This is a genomic window from Christensenella hongkongensis (assembly GCF_000981035.1).
GTDB lineage: Bacteria > Bacillota > Clostridia > Christensenellales > Christensenellaceae > Christensenella > Christensenella hongkongensis.
The window spans coordinates 222931-243628 of the sequence record NZ_LAYJ01000112.1 but is presented as its reverse complement, the minus strand read 5'-3'; the positions used below and the strand labels follow the sequence as shown (position 1 = coordinate 243628).

Genomic DNA, 20698 nt, shown 5'->3' with positions numbered 1-20698 from the left:
AACGGGAACACCAAGGCGTTCCCGTTTTTTATTTTCCAAACAGTTTTCGGATCAAAGCTGCTTTTAATAAGCTTCGTTATAAATTTCTATCATCTTATCCACTGTCATCGGCTTCGGATTTCCATTGTGGTTCATATCGTTAAACGCAAGCTCCGCAAGCTTTGGAATATCCTCCTTTTTGCAGCCGACCTCGCGCAGCCTTGGAATCCCAACATCGCTTGACATACGCTTGACCGCCGCAATGGATTTATCCGCGACTTCAATGACGCTCAGTCCGTCGCCAACCTCTCCCATTGCAACTGCAACGTCCGCAAAACGTTCGGGACAGGCTGTGATGTTATATTCCATTACATATGGCAGCATAATCGCGTTTGCAACGCCGTGCGGAGTATCGTAAGCGCCGCCCAGTGTGTGTGCCATTGCATGCACGCATCCAACGGGCGAACTATTAAATGCCATGCCCGCCATCAGGCTGCCCATCAGCATTCCCTCACGTGCCGGTATATTTTTTCCATTTGCAACCGCCTGCCGCAAATTCTGTGAAATAAGCTCAATCGCGTGCAATGCCAGCGCGTCTGTCTGCGGCATAGGCGCAATCGATGTGTAGGCTTCAATGGCATGGGTAAGCGCGTCCATACCGGTAGCCGCCGTAAGGCCGGCGGGAACCGAAGCCGTCAGCACCGGATCAGCCAAAGCCAGGTCGGGCGCATACCACGGATGTCCAAAGGAAGCTTTCATATTACGCGCAGGATCTGTAAGTACAGACCAGATCGTCACCTCGCTGCCCGTCCCTGATGTCGTCGGTATGGCGATCAACGGTTTTTTCCTCTTCTTCAAAGGGTTTTTCTGGCCCTCGCGCGTCACCTCGTAATCCAGTATATTTCCGCCGTTTGCCTCAACGATATTGATTGCCTTGGCAACGTCCATCGAGCTTCCCCCACCGATTGCAATCGTAATATCGCAGCCGTTGTCCTTCATGACTTTCACGCCCTGCTCAATACACCCAACCACCGGGTTTCCTTTGATGTCGGCAAAACGCACCACCGGAATCTGCGCGTCCTGCAGGTATTTTTCAATCGTATCGATCATCCCCGTGGAGATCAAACCCGGATCTGTCACGAGCAGCGCTTTTGTGCCTCCGAATTCCTTTACCTTGTCGCCAATGGTTTCCGCCGCTCCCACGCCGAATTCCACTGTTGTAAAATGCTTAAATATTTTTGTATCCATTTCCAATCTCCTATCTACCCTTAATTGCATTATTCCATGCGTTTTTATTATATCATCGGTATCTTTTGATTGAAAAAGCCGTATAGGCCCATAAAAAACGATTTTGGGAAACCAATCCTCAAAATCTCTTAATGTAACCGGTTACCTTAGCATATTAAGGCATTTCTACCATGAATGGTATTATCATATTACCATTGGTTTTTATATAATAAAATAGAATGATCAAACGTCGCATCACAGCTTGGACACCGAAGAAAGAGGATTTCAATCCATGGACATTCTGGCACTCATCGGGGCGTTTGGCGGAGGCCTTATCGGCGCGTTCATTGGCGCGATTCCCGCTTTTATTATGACAGGCGTTATCGCCCTGATTGGCGGGATTGCGACCGCGTCCGGCGCTCCGGCAGACCTCACAATCGGGTTTCTTGCATTCGGCGCCTTTCTCGGCCCGCACGTCGCATTTGCAGGCGGCGTTGCGGCGGCAGGCTTTGCCGGAAAGACAAAGCGGATCAAATCCGGTTCCGATATCTTTATTGCGCTCAACCAGTTGAAATCCCCTGCCGTGCTACTCGTCGGCGGGATATTTGGCATGCTCGGCTTTCTGATCCATTATTTGATCGGAATCATTCCCTTTGCCGCTTTGCCTGACCTTCCGTCAATCACCGTGGTGATTCTGGCGGTTATCACGCGCCTGCTTTTTGGCTCAAGCGGCCTTACCGGAGAATGCACCGGGCCTGACAAAAGAGTATGGCTGCTGTGCGGAAACGACATTCTTTATGACGTGCTCCTCGGCGGCGGCGTTGGAACAGCGGTGGCGTTTGTCGGCAGCGCCCTTTCGGGCGCCGGAGCGGGCGATACGTTTCTCTCTGTTTATCCTGTTATCTGCTTTGGGTTTTCTGCCGTTACGCTTCTTTTTACCCAGATGGGCTTTGCCGTACCCGCAACGCACCACATCACATTCTGCGCTGCGCTTGCGGCTGTTCTTGGCATTTCCCTGCTTGGCCCGGTTGGCGGCGCATTACTTGGTACGCTTTTCGGCGCGCTCGCAGCAGTGCTTGGAAGCCTGTTTTGCAACCTCTTTAACACCCGTTGCGACACACATTTCGATCCGCCGGCCACTACGATCTCACTCCTTACGGTTGCGTTGGGCCTGATTACCATAGCCGTTTCCTGAATTCCTTTTTGGACACTAAAAAACATTAAAATTATAACCAACAGGTAAACTGTTGGTTTTTTTGCGTGCAATGTGTTGACAAATAAGTCCAAAAGCAATATTATTTATACTGACCAGTCAGTATAAATAATTCAACGAAGGAGTGTTACATTTGAAATTTGCAAAAATAGCAGGAAACGATATCTCCAGTATTTTCACAAACAGGCTGATACGCGTCTCGGTGATTGCCATCCTGATTGTGCCTATGCTTTACAGCCTTTGCTATCTCGCCGCATTCTGGAATCCTTACGGCAGGCTGGATCAACTGCCTGTAGCCGTGCTAAACCTCGACGAAGGCGCGACGCTTGACGGAAAGCCGGTCAATTATGGGGACAATGTGGTGGACGACCTGCGCGGCAACAACGAAGTCAAATGGTCTTTTATCACACAGGACGACCTCAAGGACGGCTTCCAGAACACGGAGTACTACTCCATGTTCACAATTCCGGAAGATTTTTCCCAAAAGATTGTCAATGCAAAAACGGGCGAGCCTACGGTGGCGGATATTATCTATACCTCGAATCAGGCCAAAAATTTTCTTGCCTCGCAAATCAGTGGAAATGTCGAGGTCCAACTGAAGGACCAGGTTTCTTCTTCTGTTACGAAAGAATATACGCTGGCTGCTTTTGACGGGCTTTACGACGCTAAGGACGGGCTTTCGCAGGCAGAAGACGGCGCTGCCGAGCTGCATGACGGTATCGGCCTGCTTTATGGAAAACTGCCCGACCTCACGGACGGAGCAAGCAAACTCACGGACGGTTCCTCCACGCTCAACACAGGGCTTACCCAACTGAATTCGAATGTTCCCGCCCTGAAAAGCGGCAGCGCCCAGCTTTCCGGCGGCCTCGCGGAGCTTAATAGCCAGGTTCCCGCGCTTACGCAGGGAGCAAACCAGCTAAGCGAGGGCGCGGGCAGGCTATCCGGCGGTATCGACTCGCTTGAGGCCAAAAGCAGTGAACTTGCATCCGGAGTCAATCAGCTTTACGAAGGGGCGCAGTCTCTTTCAGGGGGAATCACAGAATTATCCGACCGCACCTCCGAGCTGTCCGGCGGTGCTGCGGCGGTAAAATCCGGCACTGCAAAGCTCAGGGACTCTGCCGATGCGCTTGCACAAGGCGCGGCAGGCGTATCCTCCGGCCTTGACGCGCTCATATCCGCCACATCGTCCACCACAGACTTTGACGATGCGGTCACAGATATCAAAGCACTCATCGATTCCGGTTCGGCTACGCCCGACCAGCTAAAAGGTGCGCTTGACGCCCTGCAATCCTCCTACCACAGCAACCTTGCCGACCTGAATAACGGGCTGCAGAGTGCAAAAGGCGGTGTTGGCAGCATCGAAACCGGGCTTGGCGCATTGCAATATACCCTTGATCCCTCCAATACGGTAATGCCGGATGGCTCTCCTGCGTTTGCCGCAGGCGTCGACCAGCTTACAAACGGTATTGATACCGCCGCGGATGCGATCAATACACAGCTGAAGCCCGGCGCAGACCAACTTGCGAGCGGCATCGGCGAATTAGACGGAAAGCTGCCCGCCCTTTCAGAAGGCATCAACACGCTGTCAGAAGGCGCTCATCAACTGGACTCCGGTGCAACCGAATTATCTGAAAAAACGCCCGCGCTTGCAAACGGCGTTTCGCAGCTTGCTACCGGCAGCAACGCATTAAACAGCGGTATAAACCAGGCAGCAAACGGTATTTCGCAGCTTACGAGCGGTTCTTCGGAACTGAAAAACGGCATGGATTCGCTGCAGTCCCAGCTTCCACAGCTGACCGACGGCGTTACCAAATTAAACGATGGCTCCGCCGAGCTTTCGACAAAGCTTGCAGACGGCGTAAGCTATATCGACGGTAACCTTGTAAACTCAAGCGAATCGATGGCAGAGTACATCAGCGAGCCCGTCTCGATTTCAAACCAGCCGGTCAATCCCGTTCCGGATTATGGCACTGGTTTTGCGCCTTACTTTATACCTCTTTCCCTGTGGGTGGGCGCAATCCTGATGTTTTTCATTATCTCTCCCCGTACCGATCCGCGCTATCAGGCGGGCAGCGTGCAGTCAGTGATCGGCAAATATCTTTCGTATGCGTTCATCGGCGTACTTCAGGCGATCATGGTAGGTGCAGTGGTCTTAACGCTTGGTTTGACGCCAAACAATCCCGCGCTCTATTTCTTTACGATCATAGTGATGTCTCTCACGTCGATCGCGATCGTTCAGGCGCTGATTTCACTACTTGGGGACGCGGGGCGGCTCATCGCCATCGTTCTGCTGATCCTTCAGCTTACCGCGGACGCAGGCACCTTCCCGCTCGAGCTTGTTCCGAATTTCTTTAAGGTGCTCAATCCGTTTATGCCGTTTACCTATTGCGTTACGGCCTTACGTGAAGCGATCTCCGGCTCTGATATCGCCCTGATCTGGCAATGTATCGGTATACTTGCGATCTTCCTCGGAAGCTTCCTCGCACTATCCATCATCTTCAAAAAGCGCGGGGAAAAGCTTCAGGATAAAGTTGAGCAAATGAAGCTGGCATAACGCTTCTTTCATGTATGCAGTCAGTTTGGAACCCCCGCTCCCTATCAGCCTGTAAAGAAACCCCGATTTTCAGCAATGAAAATCGGGGTTTGTCATGTAAACATCAAATAGCGCATAAAAAAAGGCGGCAAGCCCACAAGACCAGAAAATTTCATTCCGGCCCGGTTTCTTATTCGGCCAGGCCCTTATGGGTGGTATTGCATCTATTATTTATCAATTTGGCCTGTAAGGCAAATCATAAAGTTGAAGCGCCACCAAAAACAGCCACGCCCGCCTGAAAGCATACTATTTTGCAGCCAGAACTTCAAAATCAAGCGTATCCTGCTCCGTGCCGTTTGCGATAAGCGTAATCGAATGGATGCCGGGATAATGCTTCCTTGAACTTACGTCGGCAAAGGAATGTTTTTTTGTGTACAGCCTCTTCCCGTTTTCCTTGAAGGAAAACTCAGATATCTGGAATATCCTGCGATTTCGTTTGCCGCTTGCTTTCACATAATCAATACCATATTCGAGCCGTACCTTGGCCTCTTTTTTCGCTTCAACCATAAAGGAAAAGGTCATATCTTCCCCAATGGAAACAGCTGCGGCGCCAAGCGCGAGGCCTTCAACCTTCACACAACCGGCGCCTGCAAACCCAAAGATACCCAGCACATCCCTGTTTCCTTTTTTGAGAAGCGTCCTGCATCCGTGCTTCACAATCCAATCGGTATGCCTGTCTTTGCCATACCAAGCCTTTGCGGTCTGTGCAACAAGATCAGGCTGTGTTTTTGAGATGTCGTTCAGATTGTTGGCCACGCTTTTCCGGACATACGGCGATGGATCTGCCTTCAGCTGTTCTAAGATGCAAAGAACCGGGGAAGGATCTTTTTTGAAGCTGTCCAACGCTTGCCCCCACGGCAGACTGGGACGGCACCCCTCGCTGGCGAGCCGCCTGACATGCTCATTGGCATGACCGGCCCACGCGGACATCTGCCGCATCATACGCTCCTCGTGATTGATGATAAAGGGCCTAACGGCAAACTCGGAAGAAGAGGATGGGGTATACCGCTCCAAAGCCGCCATCGACAAATCCCAAAAGCATTCGTCCTGCCCGTAAACTTCAACAAAATCCGGGAAGTACATTAATGTAAAGTCGTTAAACCCCGCAGGATAACCCGCAACGACCTTATCAATGATGCCAAGCGCCTGTTCATAATCGTTTGGCAAATGCTTTCCCAAATTGACAGTAATTCGCCGCATTCGGGCTTTCAGCGCTAACCCATCCCATGTTTCGTCCATAATGCCGTCCACAAAATCATCAACCCGAAACGGTTGATATACGGCTTTCATCCGCAGAGCCAGCTCTCGAATCGACCGATCATTATATCTGTTTTTCAGTAATTCTGCCATATTGCTTCCTCTTTTCAAATGGCATTTCGCCACGAACGTTCACATCAACTCTTACGACAGGGGATGCCGTCCTGACAGCCAAACATGTTTTTACGCCACAAGTTGATCTGTATTTATCATAGCACATTCTATCCGACAGCTAACGTCATATTTTCAGTCCCCATATGCGAAACCAAACGACAGGTTATTATGATACAGCGGCTTGGCCTGAAAGACAAAGCAAACTCCGGCCGCGGTGCATCCCGGAAATCTTTTCAATATCGTTTCACAACCTCTTTCATTATTTCCCTTTTTGGTTTATCCTGTATTTGGGAATCTTTTATGAAAAGTGGTATGTCACTGCTTTTTCTGTTTATAAAGGTAGAAATATCGTTATGATCATTTTTTTGACGGGGGAATTATTATGACAATTTCATTACCGGATTTTATATCCCAGCTCGGCTCCAATCCCGCGCTGCTCATCACCGTCATCCTGACACTTGGGGTTATTCTGGTGAACGGCTGGACAGATGCGCCAAACGCGATTGCAACCTGCGTTTCCACACGCGCCCTAAAGCCCAAGCCCGCGATCCTGATGGCCGCAGTGTTCAACTTTCTCGGCGTGCTGCTTATGACCATGGTAAACGCCACCGTCGCCTACACCATTTATAGCATGGTCGATTTTGGCGGGAACTCACACGAAGCTCTGGTCGCGCTGTGCGCCGCAATGGTAGCCATCGTTACATGGGCTACCGTGGCATGGCGCTTTGGGATTCCCACCAGCGAAAGCCATGCGCTCATTGCCGGGCTTTCCGGTGCTGCGATCGCAATGCACGGCGGCCTTGGCGGCATCAACGGCGCGGAATGGGTAAAGGTATTGTATGGCCTTGCGCTTTCCACCGGCCTTGGGTTTGGACTGGGCTGGGTATCCGCAAAAATCACGGCGTTTGCCGCACGGGATATTGACCGCCGCAAAACCACAAAATTTTTCCATTATGGGCAGATCGGCGGTGCTGCAGCTATGTCGTTTATGCACGGCGCGCAGGACGGGCAAAAATTTATGGGCGTGTTCCTTCTTGGCATCTTTCTTGCCAAAGGGCAGGCTAATGTGACGTCCTTTGAAATACCGATCTGGCTGATGATCCTGTGCTCCGTCGTCATGGCCCTCGGGACCTCGATCGGCGGCTACCGCATCATTAAGGCGGTTGGGATGGATATGGTCCATCTCAAAGGCTATCAGGGTTTTTCAGCCGACGTATCCGCCACCACCTGCCTGCTGATCTCTTCCCTTACGGGGCTCCCGGTCAGTACGACGCACACGAAAACCACTGCCATCATGGGCGTAGGCGCGGCACGGCGCGTTTCCTCCGTTCACTGGGGCGTTGTGAAGGATATGTTTATGGCATGGATACTTACCTTCCCCGGCTGCGGCGTCATAGGTTTTTTAATGGCGTTGCTCTTCATGGGAATCTTCTGAACCTTGCCGGTCTCAAATTTGAAAGGAATCTATTATGGCACGAAAAAACGCTTACAACTATTTTGACGAATTTGTAAAGCTCGTGGGCTATTCCTGCGACGGCGCGGAAATTTTGAATCGTACGCTGCGCGATTTTAATCCTGAAACAGTTGCCGAATCCATGAACGCGCTGCATGATATCGAGCACAGCGCGGACGACACCAAGCATCATATGATGAAGGTTCTGACGCATGAATTTCTCCCCCCGATCGAGCGCGAAGACATCACAGAGCTTGCCGAGCGGATTGACGACGTAACGGACGCCGTGGAGGACGTGATTGTAAAAATATACACCTTTAATATTCAGGCCATTCGTCCTGACGCACTCGAGTTCATGGATATTATCATGAACTGCTGCAGCACAATGAAAAAGGCCATGCAGGAATTCCATAATTTCAAAAAACCCGCCCTCCTTATGGAGTATATTATTGAACTCAACCGCCTGGAAGGCGAAGGCGACCAGCTATACACCAAAGCGATGCGCAATCTGCACGTGACCTCAAAAGATCCCCTCGAAATCATAGCCTGGTCCAAAACCTTCGACTATCTTGAAAATTGCTGCGACGCGTGCGAAGACGTTGCAAATACGCTTGAAAGCGTAATCATGAAAAACACCTGACCGTGCAAGTTCTACAGGCTTTGCACGATCCGGCTATCCTGACGAAATACAAAAAAGATCTGCGTTTTGATACGCGGATCTTTTTCGTGTCGGAATCAAAATGAATTGTCAGCTGCTTTTGCCTTCCCCTTTTTGACAGGGAGAATGGCTTTTATTTCAGACTTCCTCGTTCAGTTTAATGTTTGTTACGTTCAGTGTGCCGTCTTCAACGAACAGTCCAAATTTATGGAAGGGCACTCCTCCCGTCGGATCGTAGATGCGGTAGGAAAGCGCAAGCTCGTCGTTTACAAAGCATTCCACAAAGGAACCGTCCACAAACGCCTTGACGTCGATCTCCCTGCCGTTTTCAATCTTCAGGGGGCGTTCTATGGTTCTTGGGCCGTCGACCTCCATCGGCGCGTCGTCTATTTCCGGATTCAGTGTTTCCCAGAAAGGATCAAGCGCAACCGGGTAACGGGTGATGCTCACCCTGGAACGCGCGGGTTCGAAAATCAGCTCCCATGAAGGCGACAGGCCTTCCGTGCTTTTAAGCAGCAGGCCAAACGCGCCGTATCCGTCTTCCAGATTCAGCTTCGCATGCAGCATTACCGCATCTTTGCTTTGTTCTTCAAAGAAGCCGTATGCAAAGGTGGATGTGGATTCCACCCTGAGGGAATCTTTTTCCTCTTTCCAGTCGCCCATCATCGGCTTGAACTGCTTTGGCACGGGTTTCCCAAACGAATCCACGATTTCATGGGGCACGCATACGACAAGTGTGCCGTCCTCCTGCTGCAACAGCTCGTGCGGCATTGCCATATCGCCCGCGTAGGTCCATCTTCCCTCATTGGTCAGCGTTTCGCGTTCATAGATATTCCCCCACTGAAAACGGCGTTTGCCGTCTGTAAGCGATTTCGCCGCATAAAAACGCCTTCCGTCAAAGCCCGGGAGACGCGGCGTGCGCCACGGCCCATGGCAGCTCTTTGAAATACGGTATGTCGTTTTGGCGTTCTGGTCAAAGTGGGAATATACCAAATACCACCAATCGCCCATCTTAAACATCTCCGGGCATTCCGGGCAAACCATATACCAGGGCGAATATAAAACATGATCCTCGCTCCAGTTCCACAGATCGGATGACGTGCGGTAGGTAATAACGCCTTTCCTGTGGAACGGCCCGCCATCCTTATATCTGGCGGCCAGCACCATCCAATACACCTGTTCGTCTTCATTCCAGAACACGTAGGAATCGCGATAATCGATCTGCTCCAGATAGGGATCCGGACGCAAGGTCGGGAAGTCCGGACGCTTTGTATAATGATATCCGTCTTCGCTCGTTGCAAGGCTTATCTTCTGCGGATTTTCCGCGTCATGGTCAAACGACGTAAAAAACAGATAGAACATTCCGTCGTCCCGTTTGCGTACGAGGCTTCCGGTCCAGCACCCATCCTCATCCATCTGTCCCGGTTCACCGGGATAGAGCGCCGGCTCATGCACCGTCCAATGCACCATATCTTTGCTGGAAATATGGCGTTGTGTATCCTTGCTCCTGATTTCGGGTACAATTTCTCCCAGGGAGTCCCACGGCGGGCTTAAGTGTATCACATGATATTCCCCGTCAAAAAACAAAGGCATCGGATCACTGCAAGGCGGGTTCTTCGGGCCTGAACGGCGATAAATGTTAGACATAATGAAATCTCCTTACTTTTTATTATTTTATATGTTTGTCCTTTCGAACAAATCTTTATTATTTTCATATAGATCAACAAACAGTTGATATGCTTCGTCATAAACGTTCTTCGTTTTTGCAGACGGTTCGTACACAGTCTTATCAAATGCAATCAGGTGGCTGCTGTCCTGTGCCGTACGGAATATACCCGTGCCAAGCGCAGCCAGTATTCCTGCGCCGAGGCACGCCTGCTCCTTAACCTGTGAAACGACGATCTCTTTTCCAAAGATATCCGCCTGGATTTGCAGCCATACAGGGCTTGTAGCCGCTCCTCCTGACGCGATGATACGTTCAACGCCAATTCCCAGTTCGTCGAAAATATCGAGCGTTCCCTTGAGTCCGAAGGCAACCCCTTCCATTACGGCGCGGGCAAAATGCCTGTCGTCATGGATCAGCTGGAGCCCAAAGAAAATCCCTTTGGATTTTGGATTCATATAGGGTGTTCTTTCCCCTGTCAGGTGCGGAAGAAACACGATCCCTTCACTGCCCGCAGGAATCTGGGCCGCCATGTCGCTCAATTCCTCGAAGGATTGCTTTTTCAGGATATTGTCCTTGAGCCACCGCAGCGACATGCCGCTGCACAGGGTTGCGCCATAGATAATAAACGCTTTGTTGATCGCGTGGCAGAAGGTGTGCGTCCTGAGCTTCGGATCATATATATCCTCCGCTATGTAGGATGCGATCTCCCCGCCCGTGCCGATGTTGGACACCACGACGCCTTCCTGATACGCGCCGTTTCCAATGCACTGGCACTGCTGGTCTCCGCCGCCAAAGATGACCGGGATCCCTGCGCGAAGCCCTGTTTGCCTCTCACATTCCGGCGATACCTCACCTGCAATTTCAGTCGATTCGTGGCAATCAGGGAAAAAATCCCTGTCAAGACCTGTCCTGCAAATAAATTCTTCGCTCCAGCCTCTTGCCCTGACGTCAAAGCAGGTTGTGGACGACGCATCAGACGCATCCGCCCCATATGCCCCTGTCATCCTGTACCTGATATAATCCTTGGGCATCAGTACCTTATCGATCTGCCTGTAATGCTCCGGTTCGTTTTCCCTGATCCACATAAGCGACGGGAAGGCAAAGCCGGTGTATGGATCGTTATGCGCGATCCTCTTGATCTCATCCTCAGACAGCAGCTTTTTGATTTCCTCCACCTGTCTGTTTGAGCGCTGGTCCAGCCATATAATCGCCGGACGTACGGGCTTGCCGTTCGCATTCACGGCGACAAGGCCGTGCATCTGCCCCGACAGCCCAACCGCCGCAATTTTTTCAAACGCAGCCTGGTGGTCAGACTTCAGCTTTCCCAATGTATCGCAGACAGCGTTCCACCATTTTCCGGGGTTCTGCTCCGCATACCCCATTTGCGGCACAATCACCTCATAGCCCTGTGAAGCTACGTCAATTACGCCGTTTTCGCTGTCCAGCAGCAAAGCCTTTGTGCTTGACGTACCGATATCTATTCCCAATAAAATCGACATACTATTCCTCTGCGGCGGACAGTCCCGCCCCTCCTCAAGTGTTTACTTCGTTTTGTCGGCAGCTTAGAATTTTTCATTTCGTTTTTTCAGAAAATCGATGGTAACGGCAATCAGTATTACGATACCCTTCACAATGTCCTGCATGGACGAATCAATGGCCAATAAATTCATTCCGTTGCTCAGGATCGCTATGATGAGGCAGCCGATGATGGTACCCGATATGGTGCCTACGCCGCCGCTCATGCTGGTGCCTCCCAGTATAACCGCGGCAATGGCGTCCATTTCTGCTCCGTCTCCCACGCTGAACTGTCCGGAAAAGGTCCGCGACGCGCTGATAATTCCGGCAAACGATGCAAACAACGCAGCGAGGATAAAGACGACGAACGTCACCTTTTTGGCATTGATGCCGGCATAAGTCGCCGCCTGTTTGTTATCGCCCACCGCATAGATGTGGCGGCCAAATTTCGAATATGCCAGCAGCAGCCCGGTGATTGCGATGATGATGATCATAAATACGACAGGTGCGGGAATCGCACCGAAGTACCCTGTTCCGATAAATCCAAATAAATCGTCGTTTACCATGATCGTTTTATTCTGCGTATATACCTTTACGAAGCCACGGCCAATATTCATAGTGGCAAGCGTCACGATGAAAGAGGGAATTGTGGTTCGCGACACTACAAAGCCGTTAAACACGCCGATCAGCGTCCCGCAGCCCATTGCAAGGGGTATCGCCACAATCGAAGCCATGCCGTTGTTGGTGATAAAGCCTGCGCACAGGCAGGCCGACACCGCAATAACGGAACCAACCGATAAATCAATACATCCCAGGATGATGACCATTGTCATGCCGCATGCAAGAAATACGTTTGTGGACATCTGACGCAGTACGCTCAGAATGTTGCGCGACGTGGCAAACGAATCCGTCAGGATCGCCAGCACCACGCACAGCGCAGCCAGCCCGATGAGAATACCTATTTTGCTTTTGAGTCCTGTCATAAACGTATGCCCAAAACCCGAAAGTCCGTTTCTTTTTTCCAAAGTTACCTGAGCCTTCACTTTTCTATACCTCCAACTATTGTTACGCTACATCGGTTGTAGCCAGCATCATTATCTTTTCCTGATCCAGCTCTTCACGCCGGAGCACGCCTGTCGTTGTACCGTGGCACATCACGACCACCCTGTCGCTCATGTTAATGAGCTCCGGCAATTCCGAAGAAATCATAATGATCGACATTCCCTCGGCTGCCAAACCATTGATCAGCTCATAGATTTCAGCCTTTGTTTTCACGTCTACGCCCCTTGTGGGCTCGTCGAGTATCAGGATGCGTTTGGTACACAGCAGCCACCTTGCAATCAGCACCTTTTGCTGGTTCCCCCCTGAGAGTCCGGATACGCTCTGTTCCATCGTGGAAACCTTCACAGACATTTTATCGATATAGGTCTGCGCGAGTTCCTTTTCATGTCCGCGCTTTAGCGCCACGCCCTTGATGAAGTCTGATAAAACGTCAATGGTCATATTAAACCTGACGCTCTGTTCCAGAAACAGCCCCAGCTGTTTCCTGTCCTCCGGCACCATACCGATTCCAAGGTCAATCGCTTCGATGGGATCTGCGATTTTAATTTCCTTCCCATCCAGCTTTATGGTTCCGGCAGCCGGCTTTTGCAGGCCAAAGATGCAATTCATCGCTTCGCTGCGCCCCGCGCCCACAAGGCCCGAAAATCCCAGGATTTCTCCCTTCCGCAAATCAAAGCTGCAGTCCTTCACGCGCATACCGTCCGAAAGCCCCTTCACTTCCAGAATCACTTCGTCGGTTGCGGTATCCGTCTTTGTGTAATAACTGGATAATTCCCTGCCCACCATCAGCGAAACAAGCTTTTCGCGGGTTGAATCCTTTGTGACAACCGTGTCGACATATTGTCCGTCGCGCATGATGGTGATCCTGTCCGATATTTCATCAAGCTCGGACATCCTGTGTGAGATATATATGATTCCCATGCCCTGTGCTTTTAATTTTCTGACCGTATCGAACATGACCTCGACCTCTTTATTGGAGAGCGAAGAGGTCGGCTCGTCCATAACGATGATGCGGGCTCCAAAGGAAATCGAACGAACGATTTCAATCATCTGCTGTTCCGCAATATTGAGTTCTCCAAGCTGTTGGTTCGCTTTTATGTCAAGCCCAAACCGGTCCAGTATCGCCTGCGCTTCCCTGAGCTGCTGAGATAGCCTGACACTTCCAAACTTCCCGTCGAGTTCCTGGCCCAAATAGATATTTTCCGCTACCGACATGTGCGGGATCAGCATCAGCTCCTGGTGAATGATACTGATTCCATTTTGCCTGGCAGAGTTGATATCCTTGATTTCAACCTTTTTTCCCTCAATCAATATTTCGCCTTCATCTTTGGTATAAATGCCGCCCAGCACTTTGATGAGTGTTGATTTCCCCGCGCCGTTTTCTCCAAGCAGCGCGTGAACCTCTCCACCGCGCACCTCGAGTTGCACCTTGTCAAGCGCTTTGGTGCCCGGAAAGCTTTTGGATATATTTTTCATTTCCAGTAAAACGCTCATTCTCATACCTCCCTCATGTTTTTCTATTTCATCGGTCCTTACCCGTTATTCTCTTATTTCAATATTTTTGGTTGTATCAATGATCTTTTTTATTCCGGCGCGGAGGTGTCCGCGCCGGAATCTCTGCCTAATACTTCATTGTATTTGTTTGCTTTTCCTTATTGCCATGATTCCGCAAGGTAATCCTTAACGTTATCCCTGTCGATGATGAAAGGCTCGATGTAGATTTCTTTCTCAACGTTTTCGCCATTTAGTATTTTATAAGCGGCCTCGACGCTGGCTTTGCCGATGTTGATCGGCGACTGTGCCGCCGTTGCCCGGTAAACCGTATTTTTTGAAATTTCCGCCTTTGCTTCAGGGCCACCGTTTACGCCGTAGATTGCAACGTCTTCACCCGCGGCAACCACTGCTGCATACGCGCCCATACCAGATTCGTCGTTGATTGCGAATATCGCAACCAGGTCATCGTTGGCCTGCAGGATATCATTTGTGATTTCCAGGCCCTTTTCCGGCTTTCCGCCAGCATCCAGCTGTGCTACGACTTCAAAGTTGGAATCCTTGATGCCGTCGAGGAAACCGTCTGCGCGGTCAGTTGCAGCCGTGTTAACCGGAAGGTCGAGTACCGCTACCTTCCCGCCGTCCGGGAAGTCCTTTTTCAGTGCCTCTGCCGCCAGCTGTCCCGCTTTAAAGTTATCCGTAGCGATGAAGGTATCAACCTGTTCGATATTTACAACCGCGGAATCGAAGTTTACAACCGGGATCCCCGCTTCTACAAGCGCTTCCACCGCCGGTCTGCACGCTTCCGAGTCAACCGGATTGAAGAATACAAGGTCAACGCCCTGGCTGATAAAATCTTCTACAATCTGGAGCTGTGCGTTGCTGTCGGCCTGTCCTTCCAAATGGATGATGGTATCTCCATTTGCCGTAACCGCTTCTTCAATCGGAGCGTATACTGCGTCAAAGAAATCTCCCGCGCCCCATTCCGTGAAACCGAATTTGTAGTGCTTGTCGGAATCGTTTGACACGCCGCTTGCATCAGCGGAAGCCGTTGCTTCTGCCGACGGCGCTGTTGTGCTTTCCTCCGCCGCCGGTTCAGCAGGCGTAGAAGAGCATGCCACCAGCGCTACCGCCAATGCGAGGCACAATACGATTACCATGATTTTTTTCATTCTTTTTTCCTCCGTTTTTCTTTTTTAGTCCTTTTAACCGGACAAATAGATATTTGACTGATGTGGACGATAAATTGAAATTCGCGTAAAAAGCGTACACAAAGCAGAGCGAGGTTCAAAAAACCGCCAATAACAACCATGCTGACCGTTATGCTTTTTTTAAACGATAAGCATTATTATGTAGTTTTTCCTGTGTTTGTGATTTGATCTTCCGGTCAAATCCGTCCTGACTTTAATTGACTACGCATTTTTGCTGTCGCTAAACAGCAAAGGCATTGAAAACGCACGATTGATTGCAAGGGCCGCAGCGCCGTAATAGGCGGGATCCTTGTCAAAAGAAGTTAATCGAATCTCCAGTTGATTTATCACCCTCTTTATCGTCAGTTTACTGATAAGCTTCTCGAGTTCCTCTACTACCGGCAAGCCAATTTCGCTTACCTCGTCCCCTATTATGATAAGACTGGGATTATAGCTGTAAATAATATTGGTAATACCTGCTCCCAGATACTTCATAACCCTTTTAAAAATTCTGTAGGCAAACTTATCCTTTTCGCGCACCGCCTTTGCCAGCATGGCAAAATCAAATTCCATGGGGAGCGATGTGTCTCCATCGGCGCACGCCTGCCGCTCCTTGAGCGCCAGATTCAGGAAAGCGATGCTGGAGGCGTAAAGCGTCAGGCAGCCCCTGTTTCCGCATTCGCAACGCAAACCGTTGAACATAATGCTTGTATGGCCGATTTCTCCTGCGATGCCCTGCGAGCCCTTCATGATCTCGCCTTTATGATAAATCCCGCTGCCGATGCCCTGCCCGACCGCAACGTAAACGATCGTATCATCATCGTGCGGTTCACTGGAAAGCGTACACTCCGCCAGCACACCCGCATTCGCGTCATGGTCTACGACAACCGGAACATCAAAGCCCTTTTGCAGCTCCTCTTTGAGGGATATCCTCTCCCATCCCGGGAAATCCGCCACCGGCTCTATTTCCCCAACCTTTGAATAGTAGGGGCCAGGCACCGCAACGCCAATCGCGACGATATGCTTATCCGGATTGCCCGCAATCAAGTCCTTGATATCTTTCTTGATCCTGTGCAAAAGCAGCGTCAGTCCTGTACCGGGAACCTGTTCTTTTTTATAAAGTAATATTTCATCCCCAACAATGTTGAATAACCCAACGCTGTAAAACCGGCGTGTCAGCCTTACGCCGACTACAAAAAACTTTTGGTCGTTTATGGTAAGCCCAATCGACCTGCGGCCTTTTTTACCCTCTATCGAACCGGTCTCCCTTACGATATCCCAGGATATAAAATCATTTATAATATTTGTAATGGTTGCTTGTTTCAAACCCGATTGCTTTGCCAGCCTCGCCCGCGAACACAGCCTGTTGCGTTGCAGCAGCTTCAGGATCAGCGTTCGGTTCATCTCCTGGATGCTCTCAAGGTTCTTTCCTGTATCTTCCATAGGAGCCCGTCCTTTAGTCGTAGTGGTAAGATTTTTTATTTGTAAATTGGATTAATTGATTAATTTTCTTAATCATAACACCGGCTTTGTTGTTTGTCAACGCCTATTTCGCTGTTTTTTGATATTTTAATATTTTTCGTCAAAAATAAAAATCAGCATTTCGTTGCTTTTTTCCGCATTATAAAGGCGTTTTTCAACAAATTTCAAACGAACATCATTTCTTCTATTACTTAATCCATTAAATTAATTCGCCTAATTAACTAAATTGTATTGACATCGTTTTGGGGCTATGTTATTCTTCAGGTAATCGAATCCCAACCATATAATAGATATATAAAATCCAAAGTATATGCGGCCTTTTTATACAAACGCCGCTTTTTCCGGTCCGATCCATCCGGCAGCAAATAAACGCAATCAATTTACAGCGTATTAACTTATGGCGCCGCCGTAAAGGCTCGCCGCACAGCAGTTTCTATCAAATGCTTGCCGCGCAACCATTTGGCAAACCGCAATCAATAACAGGAGGTTCTTATGAAAGTCTTTCGCAGAAATCAAAACAATCTGCCATCCGGTGATGCAATTCCATTTTTCCACGATGGCGTTTACCATTTATTTTATCTCACAAGCCCGCCGGGAACCACACGCTGGCCCCAGCGCGTGCGTACCACATGGCAACACGCCCGTTCTACAGACCTTGTAACCTGGGAGGAATTGCCGCCCGCGCTCGTTCCCGGCAACGAGCCGGATCCTGACGCAAACGGCTGCTGGACAGGCTCCGCTATCTTTGCAGACGGAATGTATCATATTTTTTATACCGGTTACCACATCAGCGGGGACTCCCCCCAAACGATATGCCATGCAACCAGCAAAGACAGCGTCACCTGGACAAAAGATTCCGCCAATCCTTATATTGTGCCCGACACAAATCTTTACGAAAATATAGACTGGCGCGATCCTTATGTGTTTTTTAACACAGAGGACGACTGCTATTGGATGATCCTCTCCGGGCGGCACAACGCCGGTCCGGACAACAGGCGCGGATGCGTTATACTTTATAAATCAACCGACCTGAAAACCTTTGAGCATTATGGCCCAATCTACGACGCTTACCACACCAACTGCCCGGAATGCCCGGAAATGTGGAAAATGGATGATTTCTGGTATCTGTCCTATTCACGGTTTTCCGAACGCGCCCAAACCTTTTACCGTTATTCCAAATCGCCCTACGGGCCGTGGCGTACTCCCGTTTACGACGGAATTGACGGACGCAGGTTTTACGCCGCCAAATCCCTTGTGAACGATGAAGGCAGGCGCTTTTATTTTGGCTGGCTGCACGACCGCGAAGGCGGTACGGACGACGGCTGGTGGCAATGGGGCGGCGTTTTTGGGATTCCCCACGAGGTCGCCCCAATGGGCGGTGGGAATCTTGACGTATTCATGCCGGAGGAATTCCACAGCGCTTACACGAAGCACATCCCCACCGGATTCACGCCCAAACTGGGAGATATCAGGCTTTATGGCGATAAGGCCATTGAACTGAAATCCACAGGCACGCTTTCCTACGGTTATTTTGACACGAAGGAAACCGGGATTTTGTTTGAATGCGACGTACTGCCCACAGATATTGGCGACTATTTTGGAATCACCCTGAAAACGGACGAAGACCTGGACAAAGGCTATCTGCTTGTGTTTGACTATGCAATGCAGCGGCTTTCCGTCAATAAGATGCCTGCGCCGCTCGATCCTTTTTGGGCTACCCTTTCCGGCAAGGAACAACCGGCCCCCGAGGCAGACGGCCCGCGCGTATGTGAAAAGCCTTTTCGCTTTGAACCCGGCGAATACATCAACGTAAAAATTGTCCTGGAGCATGATTCCTTTGAAATTTTCGTGGACGATATGATCGCATTTTCCTACCGGGCCTACGAAGAAGCCCCTTACAACCTTGGCGTATTCGCGCAGGACAGCAGCGTGGAATTTCACAACCTCTCAATCAAAAAATAATCCCTCCTTTCGGATGTTTATCAGGGAGTAATGTTTCCTGATACCGGTCTCCACCGCATCTGAAGCATAAAAAAAGAGCTGTCCCTGAAAATCAGGGACAGCTCTTTTTTATTCTTTTACCGCATCCTGCCCAAACGACCGGATTTTTTCATACCGCTTTTCCAACAGCTTATCGATCGGTTCCTTTTGCAGCTCGCGCACTGCGTCTGCAAGATACTTTTTCACAATCCTGGCAAACTTGCCTTTATCGTCCGAGTGCGCGCCGCCTTCCGGCTCTGGAATCACATCGTCAATAAATCCAAGTTCCTTTACCTCCGCGGCTGTCATTCGCATCAGCTCCGCGGCTTCCGCAGCCCGCGAGGAATCCTTCCATAAGATACTGGAAAAGCCCTCGGGCGAAAGAATGGAATATACGGCATTTTCAAGCATAGCGAGCCTGTCGGCTACTGCAAGTGCAATCGCGCCGCCGCTTCCGCCTTCGCCGATAAACAGGCCGATCACCGGCGTTTTGAGCCTGGAAAGCTCAAGCAGGTTCCGCGCAAGCGCTTCGCCCATGCCGCGTTCCTCCGCACCAATCCCGCAAAACGCTCCCTGCGTATCCACAATGCAGATTACCGGGCGGTGGAACTTCTCCGCCTGCCGCATCAGCCGCAGCGATTTACGGTAACCTTCCGGGTTGGCGCATCCAAAATTGCGCGTCACCTTTTCGCGCAGGTCTGCGCCTTTTTCCTGTCCGACCACCGTAACGGGTATGCCGTCCAGGTATCCGATGCCGCCGATCACCGCCGCATCGTCTGCGAACAGCTTATCGCCGTGCATTTCCATAAAATCATCAAAGATATATTTGATCATGTACTGCGCTGTCGTCCGTTTGGGATCGCGCGCTGTTTGTACGATCCCCCATGCCGAGCGTTTTTCACTCATTTCGCGCCACCTCCCGTATGCAGCTTCAGCACCTTCGTGAGCGTTTCCTTTAGCTCGCCACGCGGTACGATCATATCGATAAAGCCCTTTTCCATCAGAAACTCCGCCGTCTGGAAGGTGGGCGGCAATATCTGCTTCACTGTCTGCTCGATCACACGCCGTCCCGCAAACCCAATAATTGCGTTCGGCTCAGAGATCGTCACATCGCCAAGCATCGCAAAGCTTGCGGTTACACCGCCTGTTGTTGGATCTGTCAATACTACAATATATGGAAGCCCTTCCTGATCGAGCCTGCCGATCATAGCAGCGGTTTTGCTCATCTGCATCAGGGAAACAAGGCCCTCCTGCATGCGTGCGCCGCCGGAAACCGTAAAGGCAACAAGCGGCAGTTTCTTTTGCAGCGCAAGCTCTGCTGCACGCGCAAACTTTTCTCCCACAGCCGCGCCCATAGAGCCCATCATGAAAAAGCCGTCCATTACGGCGATCACCGCCGGCTGCCCGCCGATCGTGCATTCGCCTGTGATAATCGCTTCCTCTTCATTGGTATAAGCGCGGATTTTTTTGATCTTTTGTTCGTAACCGGGAAAGTCGAGCGGATTCTTTCCAATGAGCCCGCAGTCTATCTCCGTAAAGCTGCCGTCATCCGCCGTGTAAAGAATCCGCTGGCGTGCGGAAAGCCTGAAATGATAATGGCAATTTGTGCATACGTTAAGGTTTGCAAGAAGATCGTCCGTATAAATAACGGCCCCGCATTCAGGGCACTTTTCCCACATGCCCTCCACCTGCTCCTCATCGTGGGCGACAGGCGGATTGATGATCTGCTCCTCCGGCAGTACCGGCATCTCCGTCTGCTGGTTTGTGCGATATACGCGCATCGTAATGTCTTTGCGTTTTTTAGAAAATAAACCCATT

At 50.5% G+C, this 20698-nt stretch carries 15 protein-coding genes; 5 read left to right on the top strand and 10 right to left on the bottom strand.

From position 1 onward, the window contains the following. Positions 1-63: 63 nt before the first annotated feature. A complete protein-coding gene (locus CHK_RS11120) occupies positions 64-1227 on the bottom strand; it encodes an iron-containing alcohol dehydrogenase (protein WP_052740538.1) in 1164 nt (387 codons plus the stop codon). A 271-nt stretch (positions 1228-1498) separates the two neighbouring features. Between CHK_RS11120 and CHK_RS11115 the strand changes: the two genes are divergently transcribed. Both CHK_RS11115 and CHK_RS11110 read left to right on the top strand, forming a co-directional pair. After that, positions 1499-2401: a hypothetical protein gene (locus CHK_RS11115; protein WP_046444111.1), complete on the top strand. Its 903-nt coding sequence runs from the start codon at positions 1499-1501 to the stop codon at positions 2399-2401. Between the two features lie 151 nt (positions 2402-2552). Next, positions 2553-4973: a YhgE/Pip domain-containing protein gene (locus CHK_RS11110; protein ID WP_046444110.1), complete on the top strand. Its 2421-nt coding sequence runs from the start codon at positions 2553-2555 to the stop codon at positions 4971-4973. Between the two features lie 285 nt (positions 4974-5258). Here CHK_RS11110 and CHK_RS11105 read toward each other — a convergent pair whose 3' ends face one another. Next, positions 5259-6362 (bottom strand): DNA alkylation repair protein, encoded by a 1104-nt coding sequence (locus tag CHK_RS11105; protein ID WP_046444109.1) that lies wholly within the window; start codon positions 6360-6362, stop codon positions 5259-5261. Positions 6363-6765: 403 nt separating this feature from the next. Between CHK_RS11105 and CHK_RS11100 the strand changes: the two genes are divergently transcribed. Together CHK_RS11100 and CHK_RS11095 are read left to right on the top strand one after the other, a co-directional pair. Beyond that, positions 6766-7818, top strand: a complete 1053-nt coding sequence (locus CHK_RS11100; protein WP_046444108.1) for an inorganic phosphate transporter — start codon at positions 6766-6768, stop codon at positions 7816-7818. Positions 7819-7852: 34 nt separating this feature from the next. Continuing rightward, positions 7853-8476, top strand: a complete 624-nt coding sequence (locus tag CHK_RS11095; RefSeq protein WP_046444107.1) for a DUF47 domain-containing protein — start codon at positions 7853-7855, stop codon at positions 8474-8476. Positions 8477-8632: 156 nt separating this feature from the next. On the opposite strand, the gene CHK_RS11090 is transcribed toward CHK_RS11095, so the two are convergent. The 6 genes from CHK_RS11090 to CHK_RS11065 all read right to left on the bottom strand — a co-directional run bounded on the left by CHK_RS11090 (position 8633) and on the right by CHK_RS11065 (position 16861). Then, a complete protein-coding gene (locus CHK_RS11090; RefSeq protein WP_046444106.1) occupies positions 8633-10141 on the bottom strand; it encodes a glycoside hydrolase family 32 protein in 1509 nt (502 codons plus the stop codon). A gap of 27 nt (positions 10142-10168) precedes the next feature. After that, entirely contained in the window at positions 10169-11659 is a 1491-nt protein-coding gene (gene xylB / locus CHK_RS11085) for a xylulokinase (RefSeq protein ID WP_046444105.1), read from the bottom strand. 63 nt (positions 11660-11722) lie between these two features. Further along, positions 11723-12658, bottom strand: a complete 936-nt coding sequence (locus tag CHK_RS11080) for an ABC transporter permease (RefSeq protein ID WP_046444305.1) — start codon at positions 12656-12658, stop codon at positions 11723-11725. An 82-nt stretch (positions 12659-12740) separates the two neighbouring features. Beyond that, a complete protein-coding gene (locus CHK_RS11075) occupies positions 12741-14237 on the bottom strand; it encodes a sugar ABC transporter ATP-binding protein (RefSeq protein ID WP_046444104.1) in 1497 nt (498 codons plus the stop codon). 152 nt (positions 14238-14389) lie between these two features. Next, entirely contained in the window at positions 14390-15400 is a 1011-nt protein-coding gene (locus tag CHK_RS11070) for a sugar ABC transporter substrate-binding protein (RefSeq protein WP_046444103.1), read from the bottom strand. Between the two features lie 240 nt (positions 15401-15640). Beyond that, a complete protein-coding gene (locus CHK_RS11065) occupies positions 15641-16861 on the bottom strand; it encodes an ROK family protein (RefSeq protein WP_046444102.1) in 1221 nt (406 codons plus the stop codon). Between the two features lie 531 nt (positions 16862-17392). On the opposite strand from CHK_RS11065, the gene CHK_RS11060 reads away from it, so the two are divergent. Next, entirely contained in the window at positions 17393-18862 is a 1470-nt protein-coding gene (locus tag CHK_RS11060; protein WP_046444101.1) for a GH32 C-terminal domain-containing protein, read from the top strand. 108 nt (positions 18863-18970) lie between these two features. On the opposite strand, the gene CHK_RS11055 is transcribed toward CHK_RS11060, so the two are convergent. Continuing rightward, positions 18971-19786: an acetyl-CoA carboxylase carboxyltransferase subunit alpha gene (locus CHK_RS11055; RefSeq protein WP_046444100.1), complete on the bottom strand. Its 816-nt coding sequence runs from the start codon at positions 19784-19786 to the stop codon at positions 18971-18973. Further along, positions 19783-20697 carry an acetyl-CoA carboxylase, carboxyltransferase subunit beta gene (accD, locus tag CHK_RS11050; RefSeq protein WP_082103528.1) on the bottom strand — a complete coding sequence of 305 codons (915 nt, stop codon included), beginning with the start codon at positions 20695-20697 and terminating at the stop codon, positions 19783-19785. Before accD ends, CHK_RS11055 begins: the two co-directional genes overlap by 4 nt. Position 20698 lies beyond the last annotated feature (1 nt).

What these genes read in the sequence shown, in the direction of transcription:
- CHK_RS11120 (WP_052740538.1), bottom strand. Translation starts at nt 1,227, where the DNA reads ATGGATACAAAAATATTTAAGCATTTTACAACAGTGGAATTCGGCGTG.
- CHK_RS11115 (WP_046444111.1), top strand. Translation starts at nt 1,499, where the DNA reads ATGGACATTCTGGCACTCATCGGGGCGTTTGGCGGAGGCCTTATCGGC.
- CHK_RS11105 (WP_046444109.1), bottom strand. Translation starts at nt 6,362, where the DNA reads ATGGCAGAATTACTGAAAAACAGATATAATGATCGGTCGATTCGAGAG.
- CHK_RS11100 (WP_046444108.1), top strand. Translation starts at nt 6,766, where the DNA reads ATGACAATTTCATTACCGGATTTTATATCCCAGCTCGGCTCCAATCCC.
- CHK_RS11095 (WP_046444107.1), top strand. Translation starts at nt 7,853, where the DNA reads ATGGCACGAAAAAACGCTTACAACTATTTTGACGAATTTGTAAAGCTC.
- CHK_RS11090 (WP_046444106.1), bottom strand. Translation starts at nt 10,141, where the DNA reads ATGTCTAACATTTATCGCCGTTCAGGCCCGAAGAACCCGCCTTGCAGT.
- xylB (WP_046444105.1), bottom strand. Translation starts at nt 11,659, where the DNA reads ATGTCGATTTTATTGGGAATAGATATCGGTACGTCAAGCACAAAGGCT.
- CHK_RS11080 (WP_046444305.1), bottom strand. Translation starts at nt 12,658, where the DNA reads ATGACAGGACTCAAAAGCAAAATAGGTATTCTCATCGGGCTGGCTGCG.
- CHK_RS11075 (WP_046444104.1), bottom strand. Translation starts at nt 14,237, where the DNA reads ATGAGAATGAGCGTTTTACTGGAAATGAAAAATATATCCAAAAGCTTT.
- CHK_RS11070 (WP_046444103.1), bottom strand. Translation starts at nt 15,400, where the DNA reads ATGAAAAAAATCATGGTAATCGTATTGTGCCTCGCATTGGCGGTAGCG.
- CHK_RS11065 (WP_046444102.1), bottom strand. Translation starts at nt 16,861, where the DNA reads ATGGAAGATACAGGAAAGAACCTTGAGAGCATCCAGGAGATGAACCGA.
- CHK_RS11060 (WP_046444101.1), top strand. Translation starts at nt 17,393, where the DNA reads ATGAAAGTCTTTCGCAGAAATCAAAACAATCTGCCATCCGGTGATGCA.
- CHK_RS11055 (WP_046444100.1), bottom strand. Translation starts at nt 19,786, where the DNA reads ATGAGTGAAAAACGCTCGGCATGGGGGATCGTACAAACAGCGCGCGAT.
- accD (WP_082103528.1), bottom strand. Translation starts at nt 20,697, where the DNA reads ATGGGTTTATTTTCTAAAAAACGCAAAGACATTACGATGCGCGTATAT.